This is a genomic window from Mesorhizobium australafricanum (assembly GCF_033977265.1).
Classification (GTDB): Bacteria; Pseudomonadota; Alphaproteobacteria; order Rhizobiales; family Rhizobiaceae; genus Mesorhizobium; species Mesorhizobium australafricanum.
Genome location: NZ_JAVIIT010000016.1, coordinates 1 through 21,399 on the forward strand (window position 1 = coordinate 1; position 21,399 = coordinate 21,399).

General features: G+C 59.3%; 20 protein-coding genes and 3 pseudogenes. 4 read left to right on the forward strand and 19 right to left on the reverse strand.

What is annotated here, in order from left to right; genetic code table 11:
• The 4 genes and pseudogenes from RFM98_RS24865 to RFM98_RS24880 form a co-directional block, all read right to left on the reverse strand.
• A pseudogene (locus tag RFM98_RS24865) lies at nucleotides 1-127 on the reverse strand (IS5 family transposase); the annotation flags it as partial.
• Nucleotides 128-355: 228 nt separating this feature from the next.
• Nucleotides 356-1,273: an NADP-dependent oxidoreductase gene (locus RFM98_RS24870; protein ID WP_320311272.1), complete on the reverse strand. Its 918-nt coding sequence runs from the start codon at nucleotides 1,271-1,273 to the stop codon at nucleotides 356-358.
• A gap of 172 nt (nucleotides 1,274-1,445) precedes the next feature.
• Nucleotides 1,446-1,826 carry an SPW repeat domain-containing protein gene (locus RFM98_RS24875; RefSeq protein ID WP_320311273.1) on the reverse strand — a complete coding sequence of 127 codons (381 nt, stop codon included), beginning with the start codon at nucleotides 1,824-1,826 and terminating at the stop codon, nucleotides 1,446-1,448.
• 232 nt (nucleotides 1,827-2,058) lie between these two features.
• Complete coding sequence (locus tag RFM98_RS24880) at nucleotides 2,059-2,610, reverse strand: carboxymuconolactone decarboxylase family protein (protein WP_320311274.1); 552 nt, start codon at nucleotides 2,608-2,610, stop codon at nucleotides 2,059-2,061.
• A 128-nt stretch (nucleotides 2,611-2,738) separates the two neighbouring features.
• Here RFM98_RS24880 and RFM98_RS24885 point away from each other — a divergent pair, with 128 nt between their 5' ends.
• The gene (locus RFM98_RS24885; RefSeq protein ID WP_320311368.1) at nucleotides 2,739-3,674 is read left to right on the forward strand and encodes a LysR family transcriptional regulator; all 936 of its coding nucleotides are present in this window, start codon (nucleotides 2,739-2,741) and stop codon (nucleotides 3,672-3,674) included.
• A 251-nt stretch (nucleotides 3,675-3,925) separates the two neighbouring features.
• Here RFM98_RS24885 and RFM98_RS24890 read toward each other — a convergent pair whose 3' ends face one another.
• From RFM98_RS24890 to RFM98_RS24910, 5 genes are all read right to left on the reverse strand, one after another.
• On the reverse strand, nucleotides 3,926-6,550 hold the full coding sequence (locus tag RFM98_RS24890) for a bifunctional diguanylate cyclase/phosphodiesterase (protein ID WP_320311369.1): 2,625 nt from the start codon (nucleotides 6,548-6,550) through the stop codon (nucleotides 3,926-3,928).
• A gap of 431 nt (nucleotides 6,551-6,981) precedes the next feature.
• Entirely contained in the window at nucleotides 6,982-8,301 is a 1,320-nt protein-coding gene (locus RFM98_RS24895) for a DUF2130 domain-containing protein (protein ID WP_320311275.1), read from the reverse strand.
• Nucleotides 8,302-8,494: 193 nt separating this feature from the next.
• A complete protein-coding gene (locus tag RFM98_RS24900; RefSeq protein ID WP_320311276.1) occupies nucleotides 8,495-9,220 on the reverse strand; it encodes a thermonuclease family protein in 726 nt (241 codons plus the stop codon).
• A 157-nt stretch (nucleotides 9,221-9,377) separates the two neighbouring features.
• The gene (locus RFM98_RS24905) at nucleotides 9,378-9,659 is read right to left on the reverse strand and encodes a hypothetical protein (RefSeq protein WP_320311277.1); all 282 of its coding nucleotides are present in this window, start codon (nucleotides 9,657-9,659) and stop codon (nucleotides 9,378-9,380) included.
• A 257-nt stretch (nucleotides 9,660-9,916) separates the two neighbouring features.
• On the reverse strand, nucleotides 9,917-10,102 hold the full coding sequence (locus RFM98_RS24910) for a DUF3606 domain-containing protein (RefSeq protein ID WP_320311278.1): 186 nt from the start codon (nucleotides 10,100-10,102) through the stop codon (nucleotides 9,917-9,919).
• A gap of 129 nt (nucleotides 10,103-10,231) precedes the next feature.
• On the opposite strand from RFM98_RS24910, the pseudogene RFM98_RS24915 reads away from it, so the two are divergent.
• A pseudogene (locus tag RFM98_RS24915) lies at nucleotides 10,232-11,076 on the forward strand (ATP-dependent DNA ligase).
• Between the two features lie 777 nt (nucleotides 11,077-11,853).
• Here RFM98_RS24915 and RFM98_RS24920 read toward each other — a convergent pair.
• From RFM98_RS24920 to RFM98_RS24930, 3 genes are all read right to left on the reverse strand, one after another.
• Nucleotides 11,854-12,069, reverse strand: a complete 216-nt coding sequence (locus RFM98_RS24920; protein ID WP_320311279.1) for a hypothetical protein — start codon at nucleotides 12,067-12,069, stop codon at nucleotides 11,854-11,856.
• A 69-nt stretch (nucleotides 12,070-12,138) separates the two neighbouring features.
• Nucleotides 12,139-12,315 carry a hypothetical protein gene (locus RFM98_RS24925; protein ID WP_320311280.1) on the reverse strand — a complete coding sequence of 59 codons (177 nt, stop codon included), beginning with the start codon at nucleotides 12,313-12,315 and terminating at the stop codon, nucleotides 12,139-12,141.
• The gene (locus tag RFM98_RS24930; RefSeq protein WP_320311281.1) at nucleotides 12,312-12,575 is read right to left on the reverse strand and encodes a hypothetical protein; all 264 of its coding nucleotides are present in this window, start codon (nucleotides 12,573-12,575) and stop codon (nucleotides 12,312-12,314) included. The genes RFM98_RS24925 and RFM98_RS24930 overlap by 4 nt, the downstream gene beginning before the upstream one ends.
• A gap of 118 nt (nucleotides 12,576-12,693) precedes the next feature.
• On the opposite strand from RFM98_RS24930, the gene RFM98_RS24935 reads away from it, so the two are divergent.
• Together RFM98_RS24935 and RFM98_RS24940 are read left to right on the forward strand one after the other, a co-directional pair.
• The gene (locus RFM98_RS24935) at nucleotides 12,694-12,876 is read left to right on the forward strand and encodes a hypothetical protein (protein WP_320311282.1); all 183 of its coding nucleotides are present in this window, start codon (nucleotides 12,694-12,696) and stop codon (nucleotides 12,874-12,876) included.
• An 89-nt stretch (nucleotides 12,877-12,965) separates the two neighbouring features.
• The gene (locus tag RFM98_RS24940; protein WP_320311283.1) at nucleotides 12,966-13,334 is read left to right on the forward strand and encodes a YybH family protein; all 369 of its coding nucleotides are present in this window, start codon (nucleotides 12,966-12,968) and stop codon (nucleotides 13,332-13,334) included.
• Nucleotides 13,335-13,352: 18 nt separating this feature from the next.
• Here the strand turns inward: RFM98_RS24940 and RFM98_RS24945 are convergent.
• From RFM98_RS24945 to RFM98_RS24975, 7 genes and pseudogenes are all read right to left on the reverse strand, one after another.
• Nucleotides 13,353-13,630: pseudogene (locus tag RFM98_RS24945) on the reverse strand (Ros/MucR family transcriptional regulator); the annotation flags it as partial.
• Nucleotides 13,631-13,945: 315 nt separating this feature from the next.
• On the reverse strand, nucleotides 13,946-14,191 hold the full coding sequence (locus RFM98_RS24950; RefSeq protein WP_320311284.1) for a hypothetical protein: 246 nt from the start codon (nucleotides 14,189-14,191) through the stop codon (nucleotides 13,946-13,948).
• Between the two features lie 528 nt (nucleotides 14,192-14,719).
• The gene (locus RFM98_RS24955) at nucleotides 14,720-15,994 is read right to left on the reverse strand and encodes an O-antigen ligase family protein (RefSeq protein ID WP_320311285.1); all 1,275 of its coding nucleotides are present in this window, start codon (nucleotides 15,992-15,994) and stop codon (nucleotides 14,720-14,722) included.
• 98 nt (nucleotides 15,995-16,092) lie between these two features.
• Nucleotides 16,093-18,063, reverse strand: coding sequence for an asparagine synthase (glutamine-hydrolyzing) (gene asnB / locus RFM98_RS24960; protein ID WP_320311286.1), 1,971 nt, complete (start codon nucleotides 18,061-18,063; stop codon nucleotides 16,093-16,095).
• A gap of 80 nt (nucleotides 18,064-18,143) precedes the next feature.
• Nucleotides 18,144-18,938 carry a class I SAM-dependent methyltransferase gene (locus tag RFM98_RS24965; protein WP_320311287.1) on the reverse strand — a complete coding sequence of 265 codons (795 nt, stop codon included), beginning with the start codon at nucleotides 18,936-18,938 and terminating at the stop codon, nucleotides 18,144-18,146.
• Between the two features lie 34 nt (nucleotides 18,939-18,972).
• Nucleotides 18,973-20,016, reverse strand: a complete 1,044-nt coding sequence (locus tag RFM98_RS24970) for an NAD-dependent epimerase (protein WP_320311288.1) — start codon at nucleotides 20,014-20,016, stop codon at nucleotides 18,973-18,975.
• A gap of 13 nt (nucleotides 20,017-20,029) precedes the next feature.
• The gene (locus RFM98_RS24975; RefSeq protein ID WP_320311289.1) at nucleotides 20,030-21,310 is read right to left on the reverse strand and encodes a nucleotide sugar dehydrogenase; all 1,281 of its coding nucleotides are present in this window, start codon (nucleotides 21,308-21,310) and stop codon (nucleotides 20,030-20,032) included.
• Nucleotides 21,311-21,399: the final 89 nt, after the last annotated feature.

A 21,399-nucleotide genomic window follows, 5' to 3' on the forward strand; every position in this document is an offset into this window, starting at 1 on the left:
CGATCCACAAAAGCGCATCGAAGAAGCGCCGGCCATCGCTACGCGGGCCGCGCTTGCCCTTGCGCCCACCCGGCACAAACGGCTGGATCTGCTCCCACTGATCGTCGCGTAGAACTTCACCTTCCAACGCCGACCTCCAAAAGTCAGCCTTGAATCTGATTTGCCTCGCGATGGGAATCCCAAGCCGTTAAATTGTCACTACAGCCTAGAGCAGAACAGAAAGAAAACTGGCGGGCACGCAAAGGGCACGCCAAACAAGACGACTTCGCTACTCAAGAATGCGATCCTCGGGGCGGCTGAACTGGCCGGCGCTAATCCACAAGGAGGGCAGAACTGCTCGCTCTGCCCCGAGTTCTCATGGACGAACGCGGATGACCGTTTTCCCCGCGCGTCGCTTGGTCGGGTTGAAGGCGGCGACGGCATCGTCGAGGGTCGCGACGGTGCCGATGTTTGTCCGCAGTCGTCCGTCCCGCACCCGCTGGACGATCTCACCCAGTTGAGCGCGATCGGACTCGACAACGAAGTCGATCGTCAGGCCATCCGCGGAACGCACCTTGGTTGGTCCGACGACGGTCACCAGCGTACCGCCGGCTCGGATCAGGGCTGCGGACCGCTTCTGGATGTCGCCGCCGATGACATCGAACACCAGATCGACACCGCCGACGTCTTCCAAGGCGTCGTTCTCGAGATCGACGAATTCACTTGCGCCGAAGTCGAGTGCCTTCTTACGGTCGGCGGCGCGACCGGTGCCTATGACATAAGCGCCAGCCTCTCGCGCGAGTTGGGTCACCATCGAACCGACTGCGCCGGCCGCGCCGTGCACAAGGACGCTCTGGCCCGCCTGAAGGCGGCCGTGCTGGAAAAGTCCCTGCCACGCGGTCAGGCCCGAGATTGGCAGGCTCGCGCCGACAGTGAAGTCGACGTCGCCCGGCAGCGGCGCCAGGTTACGGGCCTCCATGGCTATGTACTCCGCGAGCGTGCCGTCGCGATGCCAGTCGGGGAGGCCGAACACTCTCTGCCCTACCGACAGTCCCGTTGTACCGTAGCCGAGAGCGATGACCACGCCGGCCAACTCGTGCCCAAGGATCGACGGTGTTCGGTCATGGCCGCGGCGATCGGCCCAGGTTGAGGGCCATTCCAGTTCGGTCGGGACGAATCCCGACGCATGAACCTGAACGACGACGTCGTTTATCGCTGCCTGCGGCTCGGGCCGCTCCGCCAGCTTCATCCCCGCGGTTCCGGCAGCCTGGTCGGTCACTACGATTGCTTTCATGATAATTACTCCTCAGTCACGGAATAGTCCCACTGGCTCATCACTCAGTACGAAATCGGCGCAACCTCTAATAGACGCCGTCGTCCGCCTGAGCGGTGGCAGCAGCAAGTATCAGGCCTCATAGCATCCCATCGCTCTGTTAGCCTGCTGCATGCGAAATACCATGCGGGTCTCAGAGGCCGGTTGAGGCCAGCAGTTCCTCGGGCGCGTTGAGTACGGAGGTCACCACGAAGACCGCTACGCCGAACACCCAATAATACCAGGCGTCGAGCCCAGTGAAGCCAAATGCAAACGGTGCGACTAGGAATACGAGGCCCACAAGGCGGTCGATCCAGAGGTGTAACGGGTAGGGGATAAGTTTGACCACGCCGGCCGGGTGGTCTGTCAGTGCGGCAAGCACGAGGGCCGCTACGCCCGCGACAACCGACAGCCATATTGCGGCCGGGCCGCTTTGGCCGAGTTTGAGAATAAAAGGTGCCGCAATTAGGACAATCGCGACGGGGTAGTCGATCAGGTAGGCGTGCACGGGTTTCGTGACGAAACGGATCTGCATGGTAGGTCTCCTTTCCGGTTGGGTGTACGGGTATTGCCCATGGTTCTGCCGCGCGGCGGCCGACTGGCCGCCTGCGCTGTCTTGGTAGTTGGCCGCTCGTGGACGCGCGCCGTCACCAGGGCGGAAAACGCCGTGATTCGGCCAGCTCTAACGTCGCCTTCAGAACGCCACAGAGCCTCTAGTTCTCCAACTCCGGCGGCCGCATCCTGGGCGACCGCGCAGCCGCCGCGTGCTACCAGGCCGCGACCTTTGCAGGCGCGACTTCGGGAAAGTCGATCGGGGTCTTGATTGCGTTGTTCATGAAGTTGGTCAGCACGAATTGGGCTGTCAGCGCTATCATTTCGACGATATTGGCGTCAGTCCATCCAGCGTCCTTGACCGACGCGAACTGGGCATCGGAAACCTTACCGCGCGTCTCGATGAGGGCTTTCGCAAAGGCCACTGCAGCTTGCCGCTTCGGGTCGCTCGACTGGCCTTGCCGATTCAGCGCGATCTCCTCTGAGGGGATCTTTGCCAATTTCGTCGAGACGTAGCCGTGCGCGGCCAGGCAGTAGTCGCAGCCGTTGGCCGCCGAGACCGCGAGCGCCATCGCCTCCCGCGTTTTCAGGTCGAGGGTCTTCGACGTCGGCCCCGTCAGGCCCGCCCAACCGCCGAGGGCGTTCGGGCTAATGGACATGAGACGATAGTGGTTCGGCAGGAAGCCGAGCGTCTTGCTGACGATGTCGAGAATGGGTTGAGACTCGGCTGGGGCATCGTCGCGGGCAGGAATGGCTATTCTGGGCATTGTTTTTCTTCCGTTGGTGTCCCGGTAGGCGGTTTATTCAGGGAACTAGGTTGTATTGACCTGTGGAATAATCCGCTATTTTCGGAAGGCGTCCTCTCGAAGGATGAGACCAACAGGGAGTAATGGCAATCGATCGTCTGGAAGCCATGAACATCCTGCTGGCCACCGTGGAGGAGGGGAGTTTCTCGGGCGCCGGCCGTAAAATTGGCATGCCCTTGCCGACGGTGAGCCGCAAAGTCGCAGAGCTCGAGGCGCACCTTAAGACGCAGCTCATCGTCCGATCGACCCGAAAGCTCGTTCTCACCGAGCCGGGTGTATTGTATGTGGCCGCCTGCAAACGCATTCTGGAGCAGCTAGACGAAGCCGAAGCCCAGGCTGCCGGCGAGTACAGCACCCCGCGCGGCGAACTGACCATCACGGCGCCGCTAGTCTTTGGGCGGCTCCACGTTCGCCCAGTGGTCACCGATTTCCTCGCCCACTTCGCCGAGATCAACATCCGCATGACCCTGTCGGACCGAAAAGTGAATCTAGTCGACGACCATATCGATATGGCGGTCCGCATCGGGGAGCTTCCAGACAGTACGATGATCGCGACGCGCGTTGGGTCGATCCGCCGCATCGTCTGCGGCAGCCCTGAATACTTCGCCGCACACGGGATTCCGCAAACCCCTGCCGACCTGGCGGACCACATGTGCGTGACTTTTTCAGCCATGGCGTCGGGCCAGTCATGGGTCTTCGCGCCTAAGGCAGGCGAACCAGCGCAGATGGTGCGGCCCCTGTGCCGCCTGTGGGTCAACACTGCCGAAACCGCAATCGATGCGGCCGTGGCCGGTATCGGCGTCACCAACGTCCTGTCCTACCAGGTTGCCAGGGCGGTTCGGCAGGGGAAGTTGCGCATTATCCTGCAGGACTACGAGGCCGAACCGTTGCCCGTCCATCTCGTGCATATGGCGCAGAGCATCCTGCCCTTGAAAATGCGGCGCTTCCTCGAGTTCGCTGCACCACGGCTCAGAAAATCGCTCGACACCGACGATACCACCCTCGGGCCTTCTGGCTCCCGTTAGGAACGTCCACGCAGGCCAGCCGCACCGACGGCCGGTTGAGATCTGAGTTGCGGAGGAAGCACACAAAATGGCGGTTCATCACGTGATACAGCTTCGGCCACCAGTCCAGCCGGCTTGCCAAAGAAACGGGCCATCGTCACCGAGCAAGGGCACACTCTCGATAAGCGGATCGTGCCCCACCCTCAGGGTTAGACCTGCACCTTGCAGGGCTAAGGCCGGAGCCGTGATACTCGTAGCGGCGTGCGTCGATCTCAGGACGCAGCGCGCATTCGACGGCTGCTTAAGAACTCAATGATCTTGTATGCGCTCATCGGTCGGCTGAGCGCATAGCCTTGCAAGATGTCGCAGCCCAAATCCTTGAGGATCTTGGCCTGCTGCATTGTCTCGACACCTTCGGCGATAACTTCCACCCCCAAGGACCTGCCAATCTGCACAATCGATTCTACGACCTCGCGCCGCTGGGCCGATTCGGAGATTGGACTAATTAGCTGGCGTGCAATTTTCAGCCGTCGCGGTTGAAGTTTGAGCAAGCTGACAATCGAGGCGTGGCCGGTGCCAAAATCGTCAATTTCGATGTCGATCCCGAGTTCCTTGATCTGGTTGACGTTCCAAACCATTAGCTCATCGTTATCGTCAAGGAAGATTGATTCTAGTAGCTCGAAGGAAACGGTGCCTGGTTTTATTGAAAGTGAAGTCAGGCTGCTGATCAACTCGTCGTCCTGTAGCCGTCTTGCAGAGACGTTCACCGAGACGCGCGGAACCGACAGCCGAGCTCTTTTCCACTGATCAAAGTCGTGGAGAGTTTGTTTGAGAACTATCCGGTCAATAGTGGAAACGACATTCAACTCTTCCGCAATTTTCATGAACCGACCTGGCGGTTGAAGGCCGTCGATCGGATGGTTCCAGCGCGCCAGCGCCTCAACGCCGGCAACCTTTAGCGTTTTCGCGTCGAACTGCAGCTGGTAGTGCGGAACAAATTCGTTGCGTTCCAACCCTCCGAGGATCTCATCGGCCAGCCGTTTGGTCCGAACGATCTCAGACTGAAGATCTTCGGTGAAGAACTCATACCGATTGCGTCCTCGGCCCTTGGCCCGATAGAGGGCTATGTCCGCGTTGACCATCAGGCGTGGTCCGTCGATAGGACCGCCCTTACCGACTGCGATCCCGATGCTGACCCCACTACGGCACTGGTGGTCCTTATAGGGAACCGGCTGCCGCAATCTCCGGATTATCCGGTCGGCCAACTGCTTGAGTTGTTCTATCGAGATGTCGCGCCAGCAGACTATGACAAACTCATCGCCTCCGACCCGGGCAACGAAATCTGCCGACCCGATAGTCGAGGTCAGCACCTTCGCGGTATGGATCAAGACGGCGTCGCCGACGGTATGACCAAGTGTGTCATTGATCTGTTTGAAGCGATCGAGATCAAGATGAAGAAGCGCGGCGCCGCTGTTAGCCGTTGACCCCGTGGCGGCGTGACCATCGAGCACGATGTCGAGGTGGCGGCGATTTGGAAGGCCAGTCAGCGAATCGTGAAGCGCTGTGTGCTCATTGCGCGCCGTCGCCGCCTCTAGCTCAGCATTCCTCGTTTCGGCGAGGTTCTTTGCCCGTTCCAACTCCCGCCTCAGGGCCACGTCCGCCGTCACGTCCCATTCCGCTCCGACCATCTTGTGGTCGGTACCGTCCTTGTAACTCTTGGCACGCGCGCGAAGATGTCGAATAGTTCCGTTAGGAAGCATTACGCGATATTCCGAAGAGTATATGCCGGTCGCGATCCCCTGCGCGAAATCCCGCTTGGCCTGCTCAGAATCGTCGGGATGGATCGATCTTGACCACTCTTCGAAGGTTCTCGGTCCGCCATCTGCCGGCTTTCCGTAGATTTCGTTCAGACGGTCATCCCAGTATATGATGTCCGAGTCGAGATCCTGTTCCCAGACGCCAATTTGTGAGGCATCAAGCGCAAGCTCCAGCCTCTCTGAAAGCTGTGCAAGCCGTCGTTCGCTGCGGCGCAGATCGGCGTAATGCTTATGCCGTTGCTCGAAAAGCCGCCCCGCAATGACAATCGGAACCACGACCAGAGCGCCGCCGATGAGCATTGTTAATCGCAAAATCCAAGCGTTCCGGGGCGTGGCGTTCCAGCCACCCTTGGGAACGGCGGAAATCTGCCACGATCCTGTCGGCAATCGCACCTCGGCCGTGACCGGATTGTCTTCTGCCACGTGTGCGGGACCGTAAAATCGCTCGCCGCTTCGGCCCAGAGCGTCCTTGCCCGTCAGAGCGATCTCGATCGACAGCTTCTTGTCTAAAAGACCGCTGTCCTCGTACAGCTTCTGAATGTCGATTACGGCAGCCACTATACCCCAGAACGTCTCAGTTGGGCGGTCACGGTCAAGGAATACAGGGAATCGACCGATAAACGCCTGACCTCCTTGCTTGAGTTCCACGGGTCCGGCCAACACCAGTTGTTTGGTATCGCGTGCCCGAAGTACCGCTTCACGCGTATCTTCGTCCTTGCGAAAGTCCAGTCCAACGGCCTTTTCATTGCCTTCCATTGGATACATCAAAGAGATGACCAGGCCGGGGGCAGCGGCAATGTTTCTGACCTGTGTCTTCTCGCGAAACAGGCTCACTGCCAGCTTGGCAAAGCGGGCTTGGCTCATATTTGGTTCGGTAACGATCGTCGCGATCAGACCACGCGCCAGTTGAAGGTCTCCATTGACATTGCCCTCGAGATTGGCGCGGACGAGGTTCATCTCCTTCGCAACGTCAACGCGCAATGCCTGTTCGGCAACAATGCTGTTTTGATGGTCAGCAAAAATTCCCGCGATCAACAGCACGACAAGCGCAATCAATGCCGGAAGACTGGTCCAGGTCATCAAGGTGCGGAAGCGCTGATGAATGGCAAATTGCAAAGTGGAATCTCGGTCGGCCTAACTTCCGACTGGTGCAGGGTATAGGAGCAGCCTTAATCGAGTCTTGGTACCCCTCCTCAAACTTTAGAAAAGGCACATCGAGAGACCAACCCTTATCTGTCAGTCCGGACGATGGATCGACGAAGAAGCGAAACGGTCGGAAGCGCGTATCGCGCCAAAGCGCCGCCAGGAGGTCAAGCGCGATGGCAGATCATAGTGACTGCTTTAACTTGCCCGTCCGTCGCGGTTCTACCGTTCGCCAACTGATGTGACTCAGATCAGGGTTATATCGCCCGACCGCATGGTCAACAGGCGGAGCTGAACGTGCACTGTTACAATTATTCCTCCGAAACAGTCCGCTTGCGGCCTCTTTCCGGCCGTTCCGATGAGACCTACTAATCGACTTCGGGGAGGGGGCCTGCAACAGCCAGCACTTCGAGGCTTTCGATCTCTTGCATCACCTTTCCAGCGATGCCCTGGAGGTCGCCATACATGCCGACTGTAGACTCAATCACTCCTTGAATTTGTGCTTCCCGCTTGGCCCACAGCCGGATGGTGGCCTTGCGCTCACGTGCGAGATCGTCCTGCATGTCGGAAAATTTTTCGACAATGGCCTCTATGCGCTGCCGAAAGCGCGGCCCAGTTAAATACCCGTAGACCAACTCCACCTTTGAAGCCTGCCCGACTTGGGCTAATCGTGAGTTGGACAATTCGATTAGCGACTGCCGCAGCATAACAGCGATGGGAATGGCGCATTTGGGATGGGCGACGTAAACGCCTTCGACCAGGTCAAATGTCCCAATTCCCTGGGGCAGGGCTTCAGAAATCAGTAAGGCGATGTCCGCCTTCGCCGCTCGCTGATCGGTCCTCAGCTTGGCGAGCCAGCCCTGACTCCAATTCTTGGTGCGCTTTGACTCCCAAAGTATGGCCCCGCATGGCTGACCGGCCGGACCGACCACCCGCTGAATGACGTCGCCACCGAACTCGCCCTTGCCCACCGGCTCGATTACATCAACCGGGAACCGAGCGCTGATCAGTCCCTCCAACTCCAACTCCAGAGCTTCACCTTGCAACTGCTGGGAGCCCTGTTCAGCGCGGCGCTTCAGATCCTCGATCTGGCGCTGCATACCGGCGATTTGTTCCTCCTTCTCGACAATCTTCATTTTGAGACCGTCTTCCGCGTCAGACCTGGCCTTTGCACGAACAGCGTCTAGTCCTTCCTGGACCTTTCGCTCGATTGTGAGAGCTATTTCTCTCCGCTCGTCCTCTAGCTCACGCTGCTTCGTGAGGAATTCCGCTTGCGCCTTCTGCGCCTGTTCGAGCTTGTCATCGCGTGCCTTGAGCGTCTCCTCCAACTCGGCCACCTTGCGGTCGCGCTCCTCCAAATCGGCCGAGAGCAAAAGTTTGGCCTTGCGAGCCTCGTCGGCCGCAATGTGACCCCGCTCGATCCTGAGCTTCTCGGCAACGAGGCTCTCGACGCCTTCTTTCGCCGCTGCGACTTCCTGGCGCTGACGCTCGAGTTCTTCATCCTTGAGGGCAATCGCTGCATTTGTCTGAGCGATGCGCTGCTCGTACTCCTCGCACGTTGCAGCGATCAGAGGCCCTGCGAGCGACTCATTGAGCTTGATGTCGGTCTTGCAACTGGGGCAGGTGATCGTCGGCTCGCTGAAAATCTTGTGGCCGTGCAGAGTCTTGCTGACAGGTTGAACGGTCATCGAAATTCGCCTCGGAAGAATCGGTTTCCTTTGAGGCCGTAGTTTAGCCGATGCTCGCAGCAGTGAACAGAACAAAAAGGGAACTACCTGGGCATTCCACTGAATTGAGCTGCTCGAACGGTAGCACCGTCATAGCTCATGAATTCGATCGCCGCCGACGCGGTTGTAGAACTTATCATCCATGAACCCCTCCCTAGCAAAGCGTCTCGCAGGCTACCCCGTCACCGTCCCTGTCCAGTTTGCGGCCCCACGTGCAGTTGTGCAGATACCATTGGGCTGCATCGCACGAGCTGATTTGCGAGCAGTACCGCCGGGGCTCGCATGAAAGGCCGCCGCTCTGTGCGACCAGCTTGCGGCTCATGATGCCGAGCGGCTGGCTCGGCGGTGCCGCGCCGTCGCCGTGCGAGGAGCGCCAATCCCAAGGAGCTTGGAAGTTGCCGACCCACAAGCCGACCTTCGCCGCTTCCGCTTTTGCCTGCTGCTCTGCATACGCGCCATGACTGTAGCGCGGCCAATCGAGCGCCTGGCCTTTTTCGACCATCCACGCCGCCACGCTGGCGCCGTCGGCGCGTCGGCAGTCACCGACGTAGCGGTGATAGCGGTCCCAGGTCACGAACGTGCACTGCACCGGCCTAGAAGCAGCCAGGAAGCTATCCAGGGCTTCAGCCGATCGTCGGCCGCACGGATATTCGAAGCCCTTGGCGTCGTCGCAATACTGCTTGCCCTCCGGCGCATCGATGCCATTGAAGCGAACCCGTTGCCCATGGATCTCGATTGTGTCGCCGTCGATGACCGACGCGACGCCAGCGATCGGCTCCGGTTTTGGCCCGGTCAAGGTCTGCAGACTGATCTCGTGCAAGCTGTCGCTGTGCTGCATGGCGGTCAGCGCGGCCAGCGCGCCGGCCGCAACTACGGTCACAGAGATCAGTCGTCGCGGCACGCTCGCCCAACGCAGGGCGCGCGAACGCCTAGCGCCGCTGCGCTTCCGCCACTGGTCAGATCGATTGTCGTGACGAGACCTATCCAAGCCCTTTCCCCCCACTCGGGAAGATGCTCTTAAATAGGATCGAAGTCCACTATGGCTCGAGCAGAGCGCCACCATATTGCGCCCACAGATGTTCGCAGGCCCATATCCTCAAACTTGGCGTTCCTGGTTCCCCGTATAAGACCATCGCACCGCGAACGTCGTAACCAAGCACCGACGCGTTGGCGACAATCTGGATGGCGTGGCCCAAGCTGATAAGTGCGATGCGAGTTTCGATTTTGTTAGTGAGATCGACCACGCCGAAGATTTCCGCGTCTGCGCCTCTGCCGGCCAAAACAGCCGTCGAGAGCGCATCATCCAGAGCAAGCAACATTGCGGAATCCCCCGTAACCCCCACTCGCTAAACTTCGATGCGCGAAATTTGTTCCGCGTGCCCGAACGAAATCCGGAATCAGCTATCCATCTCTAGCGGCTTATGACTCGGTTGCTCGTGCCAGATCACTTGCCGAAGATCGCGCCGATCGATGGCCTGCCCGCAGGCAAGACAGATGTGGAAGTGATCCTGCTCGGTGACGACCGCTCGAACCTGCAATCTGCCGATGATCGGTGGTCCCAAAGCAGAGAGCTTTGTCACCCTCTCAGCTTTCTCGCTTCACGCTCCAACGTCTTGCGATCGTTGCCGTGGGAGTCGATTAACTCCCGAACCTGCTCGGGCGTGATCCGGTGCTGCTTCGCGAAATATCGCACTTCATAATCCTCGTCTGCGGATACGCGGTCGCGGTCTCTGAAATCTCGCTTGGTCTTGTCGTCTGTCATAGCTGTTCCTCCTGAAAGCGGGAAACCGACGTCTTGCGTGAATGTTCCAACTTGCTTTTTCAGCAAGTGCTAACGGAACGCTTACGGCCATGCGATATTGAATCAAATTCGAAGTTGCGTGGAGTTCCGATGCGTAAGCCCGCCGGCGGGGGCCGACCGTCGTTTATCTCTCCCCTGATGCCTACCCTCGTCGACAAGCCGCCGGAGGGCGACGGCTGGCTGCACGAGGTGAAATTCGATGGTTACCGCTCTCAGATCGTCCGCGACGAAGAAGGCGCGCGCATCTTCACGCGCCGAGGACTCGACTGGACATCGAAATACCGCGACCTCGTGAAAGCGGCGGGCGCACTCAATGCTGACAGCGCCATTGTCGACGGGGAAATCGTCGTGTTGGATGAGGCCGGACACTCCGACTTCGGCGAGTTGCGAAAGGTCATAACCAGGCGTTAGCACGACCTCTATTTTGTGGCCTTCGATCTGCTGCATCTTAATGGCCACGATCTGCGCGACATGCCGCTGGTGGACCGGCGCGACATCCTCGATGCGCTGATACCGACAGATCGGCACATCCAATTCAGCCAGGCGTTGCCGGGCGACGCGAAATCGATCTTCCATCTGATCGACCAGGCGGGACTGGAAGGCATGGTGTCGAAGCGCAAGGACAGCGTCTATCGCAGCGGCAATTCGGCCGCCTGGCTGAAGGCCAAGTGCTACACGATCGATGAATACGAACTGCTCGGCGTCGAGCGCGAGCCCGGCAAACCTGCTATATCGGATCGGCTTTCATCACCTTGAACCGGGAAATGCGCGAACGGCTCTGGCAGCGCGTCCAGGAGCACGTAGGGGCCGCGCCAAAGGGCATCAAGCGGTCGGCGACGCAATGGGTTAAGCCGGGCCTGATCGGCCGTGTGAGGCACCTTCGCGGCGAGGAGGATCTGCGCCACGCATCGTTGCAGGACTTTCGCGAGGAATAGCGAGGAGACAGCCCCATGCCGATCCGCCAGAGAGCAAAAGGATGCAGGAATTTTCGAGCCGGCGGAGCTTGATCTCCTCGCGAGCGTGTTCGACCGGTTGAAATTCGACGGCCAAACCGCCGAGCAACGCGACGCTCTGGCCTCGCGCATCATCGCCAACTTCATGGCTGGCATCACAGATGAGGAGGAACTCATTTCCCTATCGAGCCGACCTTTAGGTCGATAGCCCGCCGCCGGTGTGCCACCACCAGCCGCAGCGGGCTAAGGTGGCCGGCGCCTCTCGTTGGGAGATTGCCTGAAGCGTGCGCGGGCCTGGCGAACCGCGGTCCGCCGCATATGCAGCTTAGCTAAAATATCCTGAATCAGACATGGTGTGATCGCGGAACCCGGGCTACCTCGCCGGCCGCGCGCTGCCCCGACCTCGGCAGCGGGGTTATTGTGCCGGGCAAGCGCCATCTCACCGGTCTGCTGAGTTGTCACCAGCAAGATCACGTCCGGTTGCGGCGCCGTTGATAGTTGCACCCGATCAAACGATTCAGGGTGCCTTTCCTGCGCGGATCATTGCCCGCGCTATCGCAAGTTCGGCTTCGACCCTAGCGTTTTCCCTTTGGGCTGCATTGTCGGCCGCAATCAGCCGACGGAGCGAGCGCTTGACCTCGCCACGCGACCATCCTGCTTCCAACATGCAGTCGACGATCGCCTGAAATCCTGGTTCCATTGCCTCCTGACAGTCTACGTCTCGGTCAACGTACTCGCGATCGTGCTTCGGGGCGGAGATCATGCACTGCCTTCCACTTCGCTCTCATCGTCCACCATAGGAGGCACCAGCAAATAGGCGTTGGCGACAAGCCAGTCGCCGACAATGGTTTCCACCAGATCGGGCTTGGCTTCGCCCATCTCGGCCGCCAGGCTGGTCAGGGCGTCGTCGGTACGCGCGCCAAGGCTGATCCCGCCGACGTTTCGGAGTAGCAACGCGGCTCGTCGAAGCAGCACCTGCAGATCGGCGCGGGAGGCATCAGCGATGTGGTCGGCAGTGCTTTCAAGTTCGTGTGGCCTCGCTCCTCAAAGGAATTGCTCACCGTCGCCGCGGTGCGCGAAGCAGAACCAGTGCGGCGCTTGCTTCGGCTTGGCGAAGCCCCAACCGGCATCTTTGCTGCAGCCGTCATGCTCGCAAACATGATGCTGCACATCAGGCGGCGTGGCGTATTCCGGCTTGGGCAGTCTGATTTCATCGCTCATTCCAGGTCAGGTAAGTCGCCGCTCAAAAACAGGGTGTTTGGCGGGCCGTAGTCTCCCAGCGCCGGATCGGCATCTCGGCTCCAAGCGATGACGCCTACGTGCTTGCCAGCCAGTGCCTTTGCCGTCCGGATGGCCCGCTCTTCGCTTTGCTGATCAGTCGGACCGTACACCGGAAAGATCTCTCCGTCGTCGCCGCGGTCAAAGGCGACCACAACAATGAACTTCGGCTTTTTCTGCTCTGGAAGGACGTGGGTCGACATTCAACGGTCCTTCCTCAGGTTGTCGGGCTAACAGTGAACAAAATAGGAACAAAGAGTCAAGTAGAAGTGGCCGAGAGGCGCCGCCTGGACCCTGACGCATGCCCATGACGCCGGGCAGGTGGCGGCCATCCGCAGCGCGCGCTGCAACGTCACGCGCTACTACAAGCCGCTCGAGTTGCGGGAGGTCATCGGCAACGTCACGATCGACGAGGTGAGGGACAAGGCTCGCTGCCAGAACTGCGGCAGCCGCGAATGGATGAGCGCCGACGCCTGGTCGAAATTCGTTGGGAGAGGCGGGTGATCTGGCGAGATGAATGACGGGCTCCTGATGGACCTGGTCGCAATCATGAGCTGTCGCTAAAATAAGATCGAGAGGCAAAGGAGGAAACAATGCCCATCTTCGATGATCTCCAGGAAATTTGGGACTTGTATGTAGCGGCGTATCGATTGGGGGATGCTGCCGGCTGCGCTGCTATCTTCACCGACGACGCAGAAGTTCATTCACCTTATGGGCCGCCTGCACGCGGCCGAGCTGCAATAGAGGCGTTGCACGGCATTTGGGTTCAACATGCCGGGCCCAACAAGACCCTTCAAGTGATCGAAGCAGGCAGCTCCGGAAATCTTGCCTGGACACTGGCTGCCTACTCGGAAGGAGAGGCAACCGGCAACGGCACCTCACTGAGTATCTTGGAGCGTCAGGCTGACGGAGGCTGGTTGATCCGGATGTGCAGTCTCAACAGTACTGACGCTGGCGGGTAATGCTCCGCAATTCCGTGGCTAGCTGATCGCTCGCTCCACAGGCGCCTTCTTGACCGGCTTAGCCCCCGGCTTTCTTCCCAACGCGCTGGATTTCGCGAGCGCCGATCGCCGAGCAGCATAGTTCGGCGCCACCATGGGGTAGTCGCGCGCCAAGCCCCATTTCTCGCGATACCATTGGCGTCAGGCCGTAGCGCACGTTGAGATGGCGCTTCAACGACTTGAACCTCTTCCCGTCCTCCAGGCAGATGATGTAGTCCGGAGAACACCGACCTTTTCGGATTGACGGCTGGTGTCTGGCCAGGCGTCCGACCTTTGATAGGGACGAATTCCCACCTGCAATCGGTGATCCAGATATTCGCCGACCATTGTCTTCATTCAGGGAACCTCGGCGTCGAAATCAACTGCAAACCCCGCGTCGATGGCGGCTCGTGCAATGAGATCGCCAAGTTGCCAATCCGTCAACTCGCAAAGCGGAAACATCTCTCTCATGACATGAACAGCCTCGGCGATTGAAATGCAGGGATTGTGACCTTATCGAGCAGGTAGCGGACAATCGCCTGCCGAACGTCTGACGACATGGCTGTCTGCGTGACCGTGAGCATCTCCAGACCCTACGAATGGAGCCGCATTTCCTCGCCCTTGGCCATCGTTGCGTCGAAGACCACGGGAATTCCGTGAACGATGCAGGCCGCCGCCAACATACCCTCTAACTCATTGTCGCTGGTTCTGCAGGCAGGCATAAGTGTTCGGATGGCGCGGATTGCCTGTGCGATGGAAAGGAACCGGGCTCGAGCCCTGGAAAGAACATAGGCTTCGGTCGCCTTTTCCACCGTGACGCTGTGAAAAGCGTTGGTCATTGAGCTCCTCCCTGAACCCAAACCAACGTGATTTACGCTCTATTTTCAGCGGCCATCAAGCTTATGTACGCTTTCGGACAATCAGCCGGTGAGAATGCCGAAATGCCGTTGCTCCTCCTCGCCATAGGCGCCGTGCGTGAGCTTTATCAGTCCACTTCGATCTCAGCTCTTCTCAAAGCTTAAGCACTGGCTCAGAAAGGCAGCAAGACGCACCGTCGAAGCCGTTTGCGACGCTATCGCACAAACACTCAACCGCGTCACACCGACAGAGTGCTCACACTACTTCCAAAACTCAGGCTATGACCATCACTAATCTCATCCCGCTCTAGGAGGCAAAAGAGCGGCCGTGCCCTACAGGTTCAAATATCAGCGGTTGAGACGTACCTTGCGCCAACCTGCACGGCTGCGAAGATTTCGAAGGAGGGCCTGCTACTCTGATGGCTTGAACCCGCGTCGGCGGCCGCACCGACAAACTTCTTCCGGCCATCGACAGCTTTGCGTCAGCTACCTTCGTAGGCGCGCCTTCGTTTAGCGGACCGGTGAAATCGTTCGTCCGCAAGCCAGGTAAGTCCCCGAAATCAAAAAAATCATCAGCGTCGAATCGAGAATGTCGTGGCCGACGAGCATGCCGGCTAGACCGCCAACAAGATATGTTGTGACAGTAAGGACAATCATCGTTGCCCCGAACCGCTCTGTCGGATCGGCGCTGAAGCGGAGAACCGTTATCGCGTTCCGTATCGCGACAACGAAAATCGCTGCCAACGCAAGCGCGCCCACAAGTCCAGCCTGCACCGACGCTGTCAGAAAGCCATTGTGAAAGTGACTGAGCCCCTGAATCCCGAAACGCTCCTTGAACCCCTGCGTTGAGATCGTCCGACTGGCGGACATGCCGTGCCCGAAGAGTGGCGAATGGCGGAATGCATCGAGTCCGACTTCCCAGAGCCCGACCCGCAAGCCTAACGGGGTGGAATGATCGCCCTTATTTGTGAGGGAGTTCCAGTTATCGAACAGGACATGCGTGCGATCCGCGACAATTGGAAAGGTGATTGCTGCCGTTAGCAGACCGGAAACGCCAGCTATTACCAACACACGCCTCGTATCCGGCCGGGTCAACCTCTTGCGATTGATCGCAACGACAGCGACAGCGGCGATCAGCAACGCCAGCCAGACCATGCGTGAGCCGGAATAGACTGTCGCAATTACGCCTGCGAGCGCCGCGGCGGTGAGGGGCCTCCAGGCTCTTTCTACTCCCGACAGTGCGCCTGCAAGACACATCATCACGGCGAGACAAGTGACCGTTGCAAACACGATCGGATTTCCGGCGCCGCCTTCGGCCCGCAGCATCCCGATCCAGTGATATTGGACAACGGCGAGCACGAGTGCTCCAACGCATGCCGCCGCGCTTGCGAGTACGGCCAGGCGAGCCAGGTCCGCCTTATCAGTTATGCTCCAGGTTGAATAGGAGATCGGGAACAACAGCAAGGTGACCAGCGGCAGGAAATGCGTAACGTCAGCTCGCAATGTGCCATTAACGATCGATGCCACGATCTGTGCCGCGCAATAGGCACAAATAGCGATGGTCATGCCAAGCATCGGCCGGTCGATGTTCAGGCGCCGACGCCCGGCCGCCAGCAGCGCCAGCGACCAGAGCGCGCCACCATGAAATACGAAGCTGACCACCGACCCAAGTACCGGTGGCGAAAAGAAGCAGGCGAAGGAGAAATACCGGTTTACTCGTTCGGCCGTGAGGTGGCGCCGTAGCGATGTCAGCGGGTCCAATGCCTTTGCTGCTGGGATGAACATAGATCCCTTCATCCATTCGCCGTCCTCGCGTCCTCCGCCCGAGCCGGTATAGCAGCCCGCTTTGGTATCTGATGGGGAGGTGGGACTGTTTCGCCTATTCAAGCCGCGACTGCCGCTGAAGAGCCCTCGGTCACTTCGCGCCAGGACTGGAACATCAGTACGTCCCAAAGGAGATACTGATTGTTGCGTTGCCCGGAGAGGTGTTCGGACCACGCGCGCCGGATCGCCATGGGTTGAAAGAACCCATCATCCCGCAGTCGCCGCTCGTCGAGCAGCGCCTCCGCCCAGTCACGCAGCGCACCGCGCAGCCAGCTATCGATTGGCACCCCGAAACCCATCTTTGGACGTTCGACAAGCGCTCGAGGAACATGCCTGTAGAGCAGTTGCCTGAGCGGCCACTTTGTCTGCCCTGCGGCGCGCAGAATGGAAAGCGGTAGCGAAAGCGCGAAGCCTACGAGGCGGTGATCGAGTAGCGGCACGCGGGTCTCAAGGCTGACTGCCATCGCCGCGCGGTCGACCTTCACCAGGATGTCGTCTGGCAGATAGCTCATCATGTCGATATACATCATCCGCTCCACATTACCCGATAGGATCGGCAGTGGTTCAAGTCCCGTCAGCATCGTCGGAGGCTCCACAGCGCCCGGAATGACCTCTGTCGGCTCCCAGTGTGTGCAAAGCCGACGGTAGACGTCATTCACTGTTCGTAGTGAAAGGACCGACGCTGCTTTGTGGATCTTATCGCCCACACGCTCGCGGCGCAGGCGTTGCGGCAAAAACGGCATGATCCCGCCCGCGACATTGTCGTAGAGGTCGCGCGAAGGCAGCTTCGCCAGACTGGCTGACATACGACGCAAACCGATCGGGACACGCGAAAGCTTGCTCCAGAACGAATCGGCGAGTGCGTAGCGCGTGTAGCCGGAAAACAGCTCGTCTCCGCCATCCCCAGACAACGCCACAGTGACACTGCCTCGCGCCAACTTGGACACCAGGAAGGTCGGGATTTGCGAGGAGTCCGAGAAGGGCTCGCAGTAGATGCCGGGCAGTTGCGGCACGACGTCTAGGGCATCCCGCTCGCTCAGATAAAGTTCGGTATGATCGGTGCCGAGATGGCGCGCCACCTGTTCAGCGTGATGGGCCTCATTGAAGCCGGACTCGCTGAAGCCGATCGTGAACGTTCGCACGGGGCGTGAGCTGATCGACTGCATGACCGCGACGATCGCGGAAGAATCGATGCCGCCCGAGAGGAAAGCGCCAAGCGGCACGTCCGCGATCATCTGTCCTTCAAGCGACCGGCGAAGATGCCGCTCGAGTTCATCCACGGCCTCTTCCTTATTTCCCTGGAAAGGCTCGCGCCTGCCTTGCTCGGCGATCTCGCTAGCGCTCCAGTAGCTCTCGACACGCGGCTCGCGCATAGGATCGGAAAGGATCAGAAAGTGACCCGGTCTTAGTTTCCGTATACCCTGATAGATACTGTAGGGGGCGGGGATATAGTTGTGGCGCATCAGCAGCGCCAGTGCATTGCGGTCGATCTCGGCGCACCAGCCCGGAAGGGGATGAAAGGCCTTGGGTTCAGAGGCAAAAGCGAATGCCTTGCCGATACGGCCGTAATAAAGCGGCTTTTCCCCGAGGCGATCGCGCCCAAGAGTGAGCGTCCTCTGTTGCCGATCCCAAAGTCCGAAGGCGAACATGCCGACCGCCGATTGAAGCGCCCGCCTTACTCCCAGCACCTCGATGGCCGCCAGAAAAACCTCGGTATCGGAGTAGCCATTCCAGGCGGTGGCGCCAAATTCCCGGTCGAGAAGCGTCCGCATCTCGCCGTGATTGTAGATTTCCCCATTGAAGACAATCACGTAGCGGCCACTATGCGAGGTCATCGGCTGTGCGCCGGCTGCTGACAGGTCAATGATTGCCAACCGGCGTTGACTGAGAGCGATGCCGGCCTCGGCATCAGTCCAGACGCCATCGCCGTCCGGCCCGCGGTGCCGGATCGTGTCTGCCATCCGGCGCACGGTCAAGGCGCCGCTGCTCGTGGCGGCCGCTCCACCCATAATGCCGACAATTCCGCACATCCGGCGTCACATCTCCCTGGTGGTCCGGCGCCGCTCTTCCTCGCCATTTCGAGAAATCAGAAAGAGATTAGCCAAAGGGGTTATAGATCGTTTCGTTCGAAACACCATTCGCCACAACCTGTGCCAAAAAGGCCAATTCCCGGGGTAACGTTGAAGCGTCTCGCGGTCCGAAACCCAAGCTCTTCGATGGACATCTCCAACTCTGCGGCCGAGGTCGATTGATAGGGGTAGCCGCCCAGCCAGTCGTCGACATCCGCCAAGAACTCCATGCCTCGGCGCGCGCGATAATTTTTCACAAAGGAAATCGCGTCCCGGTGGCGCAGCGTTCTTGCCGAAATGTAGGCTGAGACAAAGAGCGCTTTCACCGGGGGCCGCAGCCAGCGATGAGAGGAGTAGAGCCTCTTTTCGACTTCCCACAGTCCGCAAAGCGGCGTCTTGAGGTAGATCGCAATGCCGAATTTCCCGCCGGGCCCAACGAAACCGGCCGTGTTGCGGATTGCTGTCCACATGTCTCCGGTGTGGTGCAGGACGCCCCATGAATAGACGACGTCGAATGTCCCGGACGGCAGCGACGATCTGTCGAGGATATCGGCTGGCTCCGCGCTCCATCTGGCATCCGGCGCGAACCGGGATAGCACGGCCCTGGTCGTTTCGACACAGCCGGCGTCATAGTCAAGGGCCTGAACCCTGGTCGCCCCAAGCCGAAGCGCGGCCGCCGAATGCAGGCCGGATCCGCAACCGATGTCGAGAAATGTCTTGCCCTCCAGGTCTCCCACCAGGCGGCGAAGATCCTCGCAAGCCTGGTTCAGGTGCTCGTCCTCGAAACGCCCGGCGAGCTCAGACCAGTTACGGCCGAAATCATAGCGCGCATTCATGGACCGTTCACCTGTTGCCCACCGAAGCAGTCGATCATACCCGATAGAAATCCCGATACCATTCCACGAAACGCGGGATCCCGATGTCGATCGGTACCTTTGGCCTGAAACCGGTCGCCTCCTCGAGCGAACTGACATCGGCAAAAGTCGCCGGAACGTCGCCTGGCTGAATCGGCATGAGATTGCGGTTCGCTTTTCGTCCGAGTGCGTCTTCCAGCACTTCGATCAATCGGGTCAACTGAACGGGGGTATTGCCGCCGATATTATGGATTCGGTAGGGCGCATTGCTTGTCGCCGGATCCGGGGCGGTGCTCGTCCAGTCGGGGTCGGCTGCCGCGGGACGCCGCATGAGGCGGACGATGCCTTCAACGATATCATCGACGTAGGTGAAATCCCGTTGCATGTTGCCATGGTTGAAAACATCGATCGGCTGGCCGGCGAGGATGGCCTTGGTGAAGATGAACAGGGCCATGTCGGGCCGTCCCCACGGGCCGTAGACGGTGAAGAAACGCAAGCCGGTCGTCGGTAATGCGAACAGATGGCTGTAGGTGTGCGCCATCAGCTCGTTTGCCTTCTTGCTGGCGGCATAGAGGCTGAGGGGATGGTCGGCGGAATCATGCACCGAAAATGGCATGCGCGTGCTGCCACCATAGATCGAGCTCGACGACGCATAGAGAAGGTGGCCGACCGAGGCCTGCCGGCACCCTTCCAGGATGTTGAGGAAGCCGTTGAGATTGCTTTCCGCATAAGCGTGCGGATTGGTCAGCGAATAGCGAACCCCTGCCTGCGCAGCGAGATTGACAACTATCTCCGGCGCGGCCGATGCAAAGAGCGCGGAGATGCAATCGCGATCGATGAGATCGACATGCTCGAAACGAAAGTTCGAGTATTTTCTTAATTGCTCGAGCCGTGCCCGCTTCAGGCTGACGTCGTAGTACTCGTTCATGGAATCGAGGCCGACAACCTGGCGGCCTTCAGCAAGCAGCCTGTGGCAGAGGTGAAAGCCTATGAAGCCGGCTGCGCCGGTAATCAGTATGGGCCTGCTTGATGATATCACAAACGTGTCCCTGGCGTTCATTTCAGGCCGAGCCTCAGAGGCTCCAATACCTTATCGTGTCGGGAATTTCATTGGGTTTGATTGCGGACTTGACGTCGAACAGCGTCCCGCCTGGCCTGATCATCTGAAAAATATCTGACCTTTCTCCTTGCAGATAGTGTTTGTGCGGTACTGCCAGAACAAGCGCCTGCAAATCGTTCATCTCTTCGAGCGGTACGATTGTTTCGCCATGATCGCGTCTCGCGATTTCGGCATCGGCAAGTGGATCATGGACTTTTGGGGCAATTCCGAACTGCCTCAGTTCCCTGACCATGTCGAAAACGCGACTGTTGCGTAAATCTGGCACGTCTTCCTTGAACGTCAATCCGAGAACGCCGACGGAAGCTCCTTTCACGGGCAGGTCCGAGCGGATCAACTGCTTGACGATCTGCTGGGCGACGAACGCGCCCATACCGTCATTGATGCGGCGGCCGGCGAGTATGATCTGCGGATGATAGCCTTCCGCCTCCGCCTTCGCTGTCAGATAATATGGGTCGACGCTGATGCAATGACCGCCCACGAAGCCCGGCTTGAAGGGAAGAAAGTTCCATTTCGTCGACGCGGCATCAAGGACATCCTGTGTTCGGATTTCGAGCCGCTCGAAGATCATGGCCAGCTCGTTCATCAGCGCGATGTTCAGATCGCGCTGCGTGTTCTCGATGACCTTCGCCGCCTCGGCAACTTTGATCGATGGAGCCCGATGGACGCCGGCATCGATGATGCGGCCATAGACGCTAGCCACACGCTCCAGCGTCTCATTGTTTTCGCCCGAGACGACCTTGACGATCCGCTGCAGCGAATGTTCGCGGTCGCCCGGATTGGCGCGTTCGGGCGAATAGCCGAGGGTAAAGTCGCTGGGATGCCGTAGGCCGGAAGCCTGCTCGATGATCGGGCCGCAGAAATCCTCGGTGACGCCTGGATAGACGGTCGATTCGAAGACAACGACGGCACCTTTGCTCACCACTTCCCCGACAAGCTCGGATGCCAGCTTCAGAGGAGCAAGATCTGGCGCGCGGTTGATGTCGATGGGGGTTGGCACGGCCACAATGAAGAAAGTCGCGCCCCTCAGAGCCTCCCGGTCGGTCGTTAGCACGATCGAGGATTGCGCGAGAGCCGACGTGTCGACCTCGCCCGTGCGATCGAGGCCATTGCGCAGCTCGTTGATCCGGCGATCGCTGATATCAAACGCAATCGTTCCGGGGAAAGCTCTGCCAAACGCGACAGCCACCGGCAGGCCGACATACCCCAGGCCGATGACAGCGATGCGTTCCGACATCCGCGATTTCCCCAGGTCACTTACGAGTCGAGGCGTTGTATGGCAGGCAATGGGTCAATTCAACGATGCCCCCTTACGAAGGCTAAAGT

Bases quoted from the DNA above. Each gene is read 5' to 3' on its own strand.
- RFM98_RS24895 (WP_320311275.1), bottom strand. From the start codon at position 8,301: ATGACCGTTCAACCTGTCAGCAAGACTCTGCACGGCCACAAGATTTTC.
- RFM98_RS24905 (WP_320311277.1), bottom strand. From the start codon at position 9,659: ATGTTGCTTGCTCTGGATGATGCGCTCTCGACGGCTGTTTTGGCCGGC.
- RFM98_RS24975 (WP_320311289.1), bottom strand. From the start codon at position 21,310: ATGTCGGAACGCATCGCTGTCATCGGCCTGGGGTATGTCGGCCTGCCG.
- RFM98_RS24925 (WP_320311280.1), bottom strand. From the start codon at position 12,315: ATGAGCGATGAAATCAGACTGCCCAAGCCGGAATACGCCACGCCGCCT.
- RFM98_RS24950 (WP_320311284.1), bottom strand. From the start codon at position 14,191: ATGACCAACGCTTTTCACAGCGTCACGGTGGAAAAGGCGACCGAAGCC.
- RFM98_RS24880 (WP_320311274.1), bottom strand. From the start codon at position 2,610: ATGCCCAGAATAGCCATTCCTGCCCGCGACGATGCCCCAGCCGAGTCT.
- RFM98_RS24955 (WP_320311285.1), bottom strand. From the start codon at position 15,994: ATGTTCATCCCAGCAGCAAAGGCATTGGACCCGCTGACATCGCTACGG.
- asnB (WP_320311286.1), bottom strand. From the start codon at position 18,063: ATGTGCGGAATTGTCGGCATTATGGGTGGAGCGGCCGCCACGAGCAGC.
- RFM98_RS24930 (WP_320311281.1), bottom strand. From the start codon at position 12,575: ATGTCGACCCACGTCCTTCCAGAGCAGAAAAAGCCGAAGTTCATTGTT.
- RFM98_RS24965 (WP_320311287.1), bottom strand. From the start codon at position 18,938: ATGAATGCGCGCTATGATTTCGGCCGTAACTGGTCTGAGCTCGCCGGG.
- RFM98_RS24875 (WP_320311273.1), bottom strand. From the start codon at position 1,826: ATGCAGATCCGTTTCGTCACGAAACCCGTGCACGCCTACCTGATCGAC.
- RFM98_RS24910 (WP_320311278.1), bottom strand. From the start codon at position 10,102: ATGACAGACGACAAGACCAAGCGAGATTTCAGAGACCGCGACCGCGTA.
- RFM98_RS24970 (WP_320311288.1), bottom strand. From the start codon at position 20,016: ATGAACGCCAGGGACACGTTTGTGATATCATCAAGCAGGCCCATACTG.
- RFM98_RS24940 (WP_320311283.1), top strand. From the start codon at position 12,966: ATGCCCATCTTCGATGATCTCCAGGAAATTTGGGACTTGTATGTAGCG.
- RFM98_RS24870 (WP_320311272.1), bottom strand. From the start codon at position 1,273: ATGAAAGCAATCGTAGTGACCGACCAGGCTGCCGGAACCGCGGGGATG.
- RFM98_RS24890 (WP_320311369.1), bottom strand. From the start codon at position 6,550: ATGACCTGGACCAGTCTTCCGGCATTGATTGCGCTTGTCGTGCTGTTG.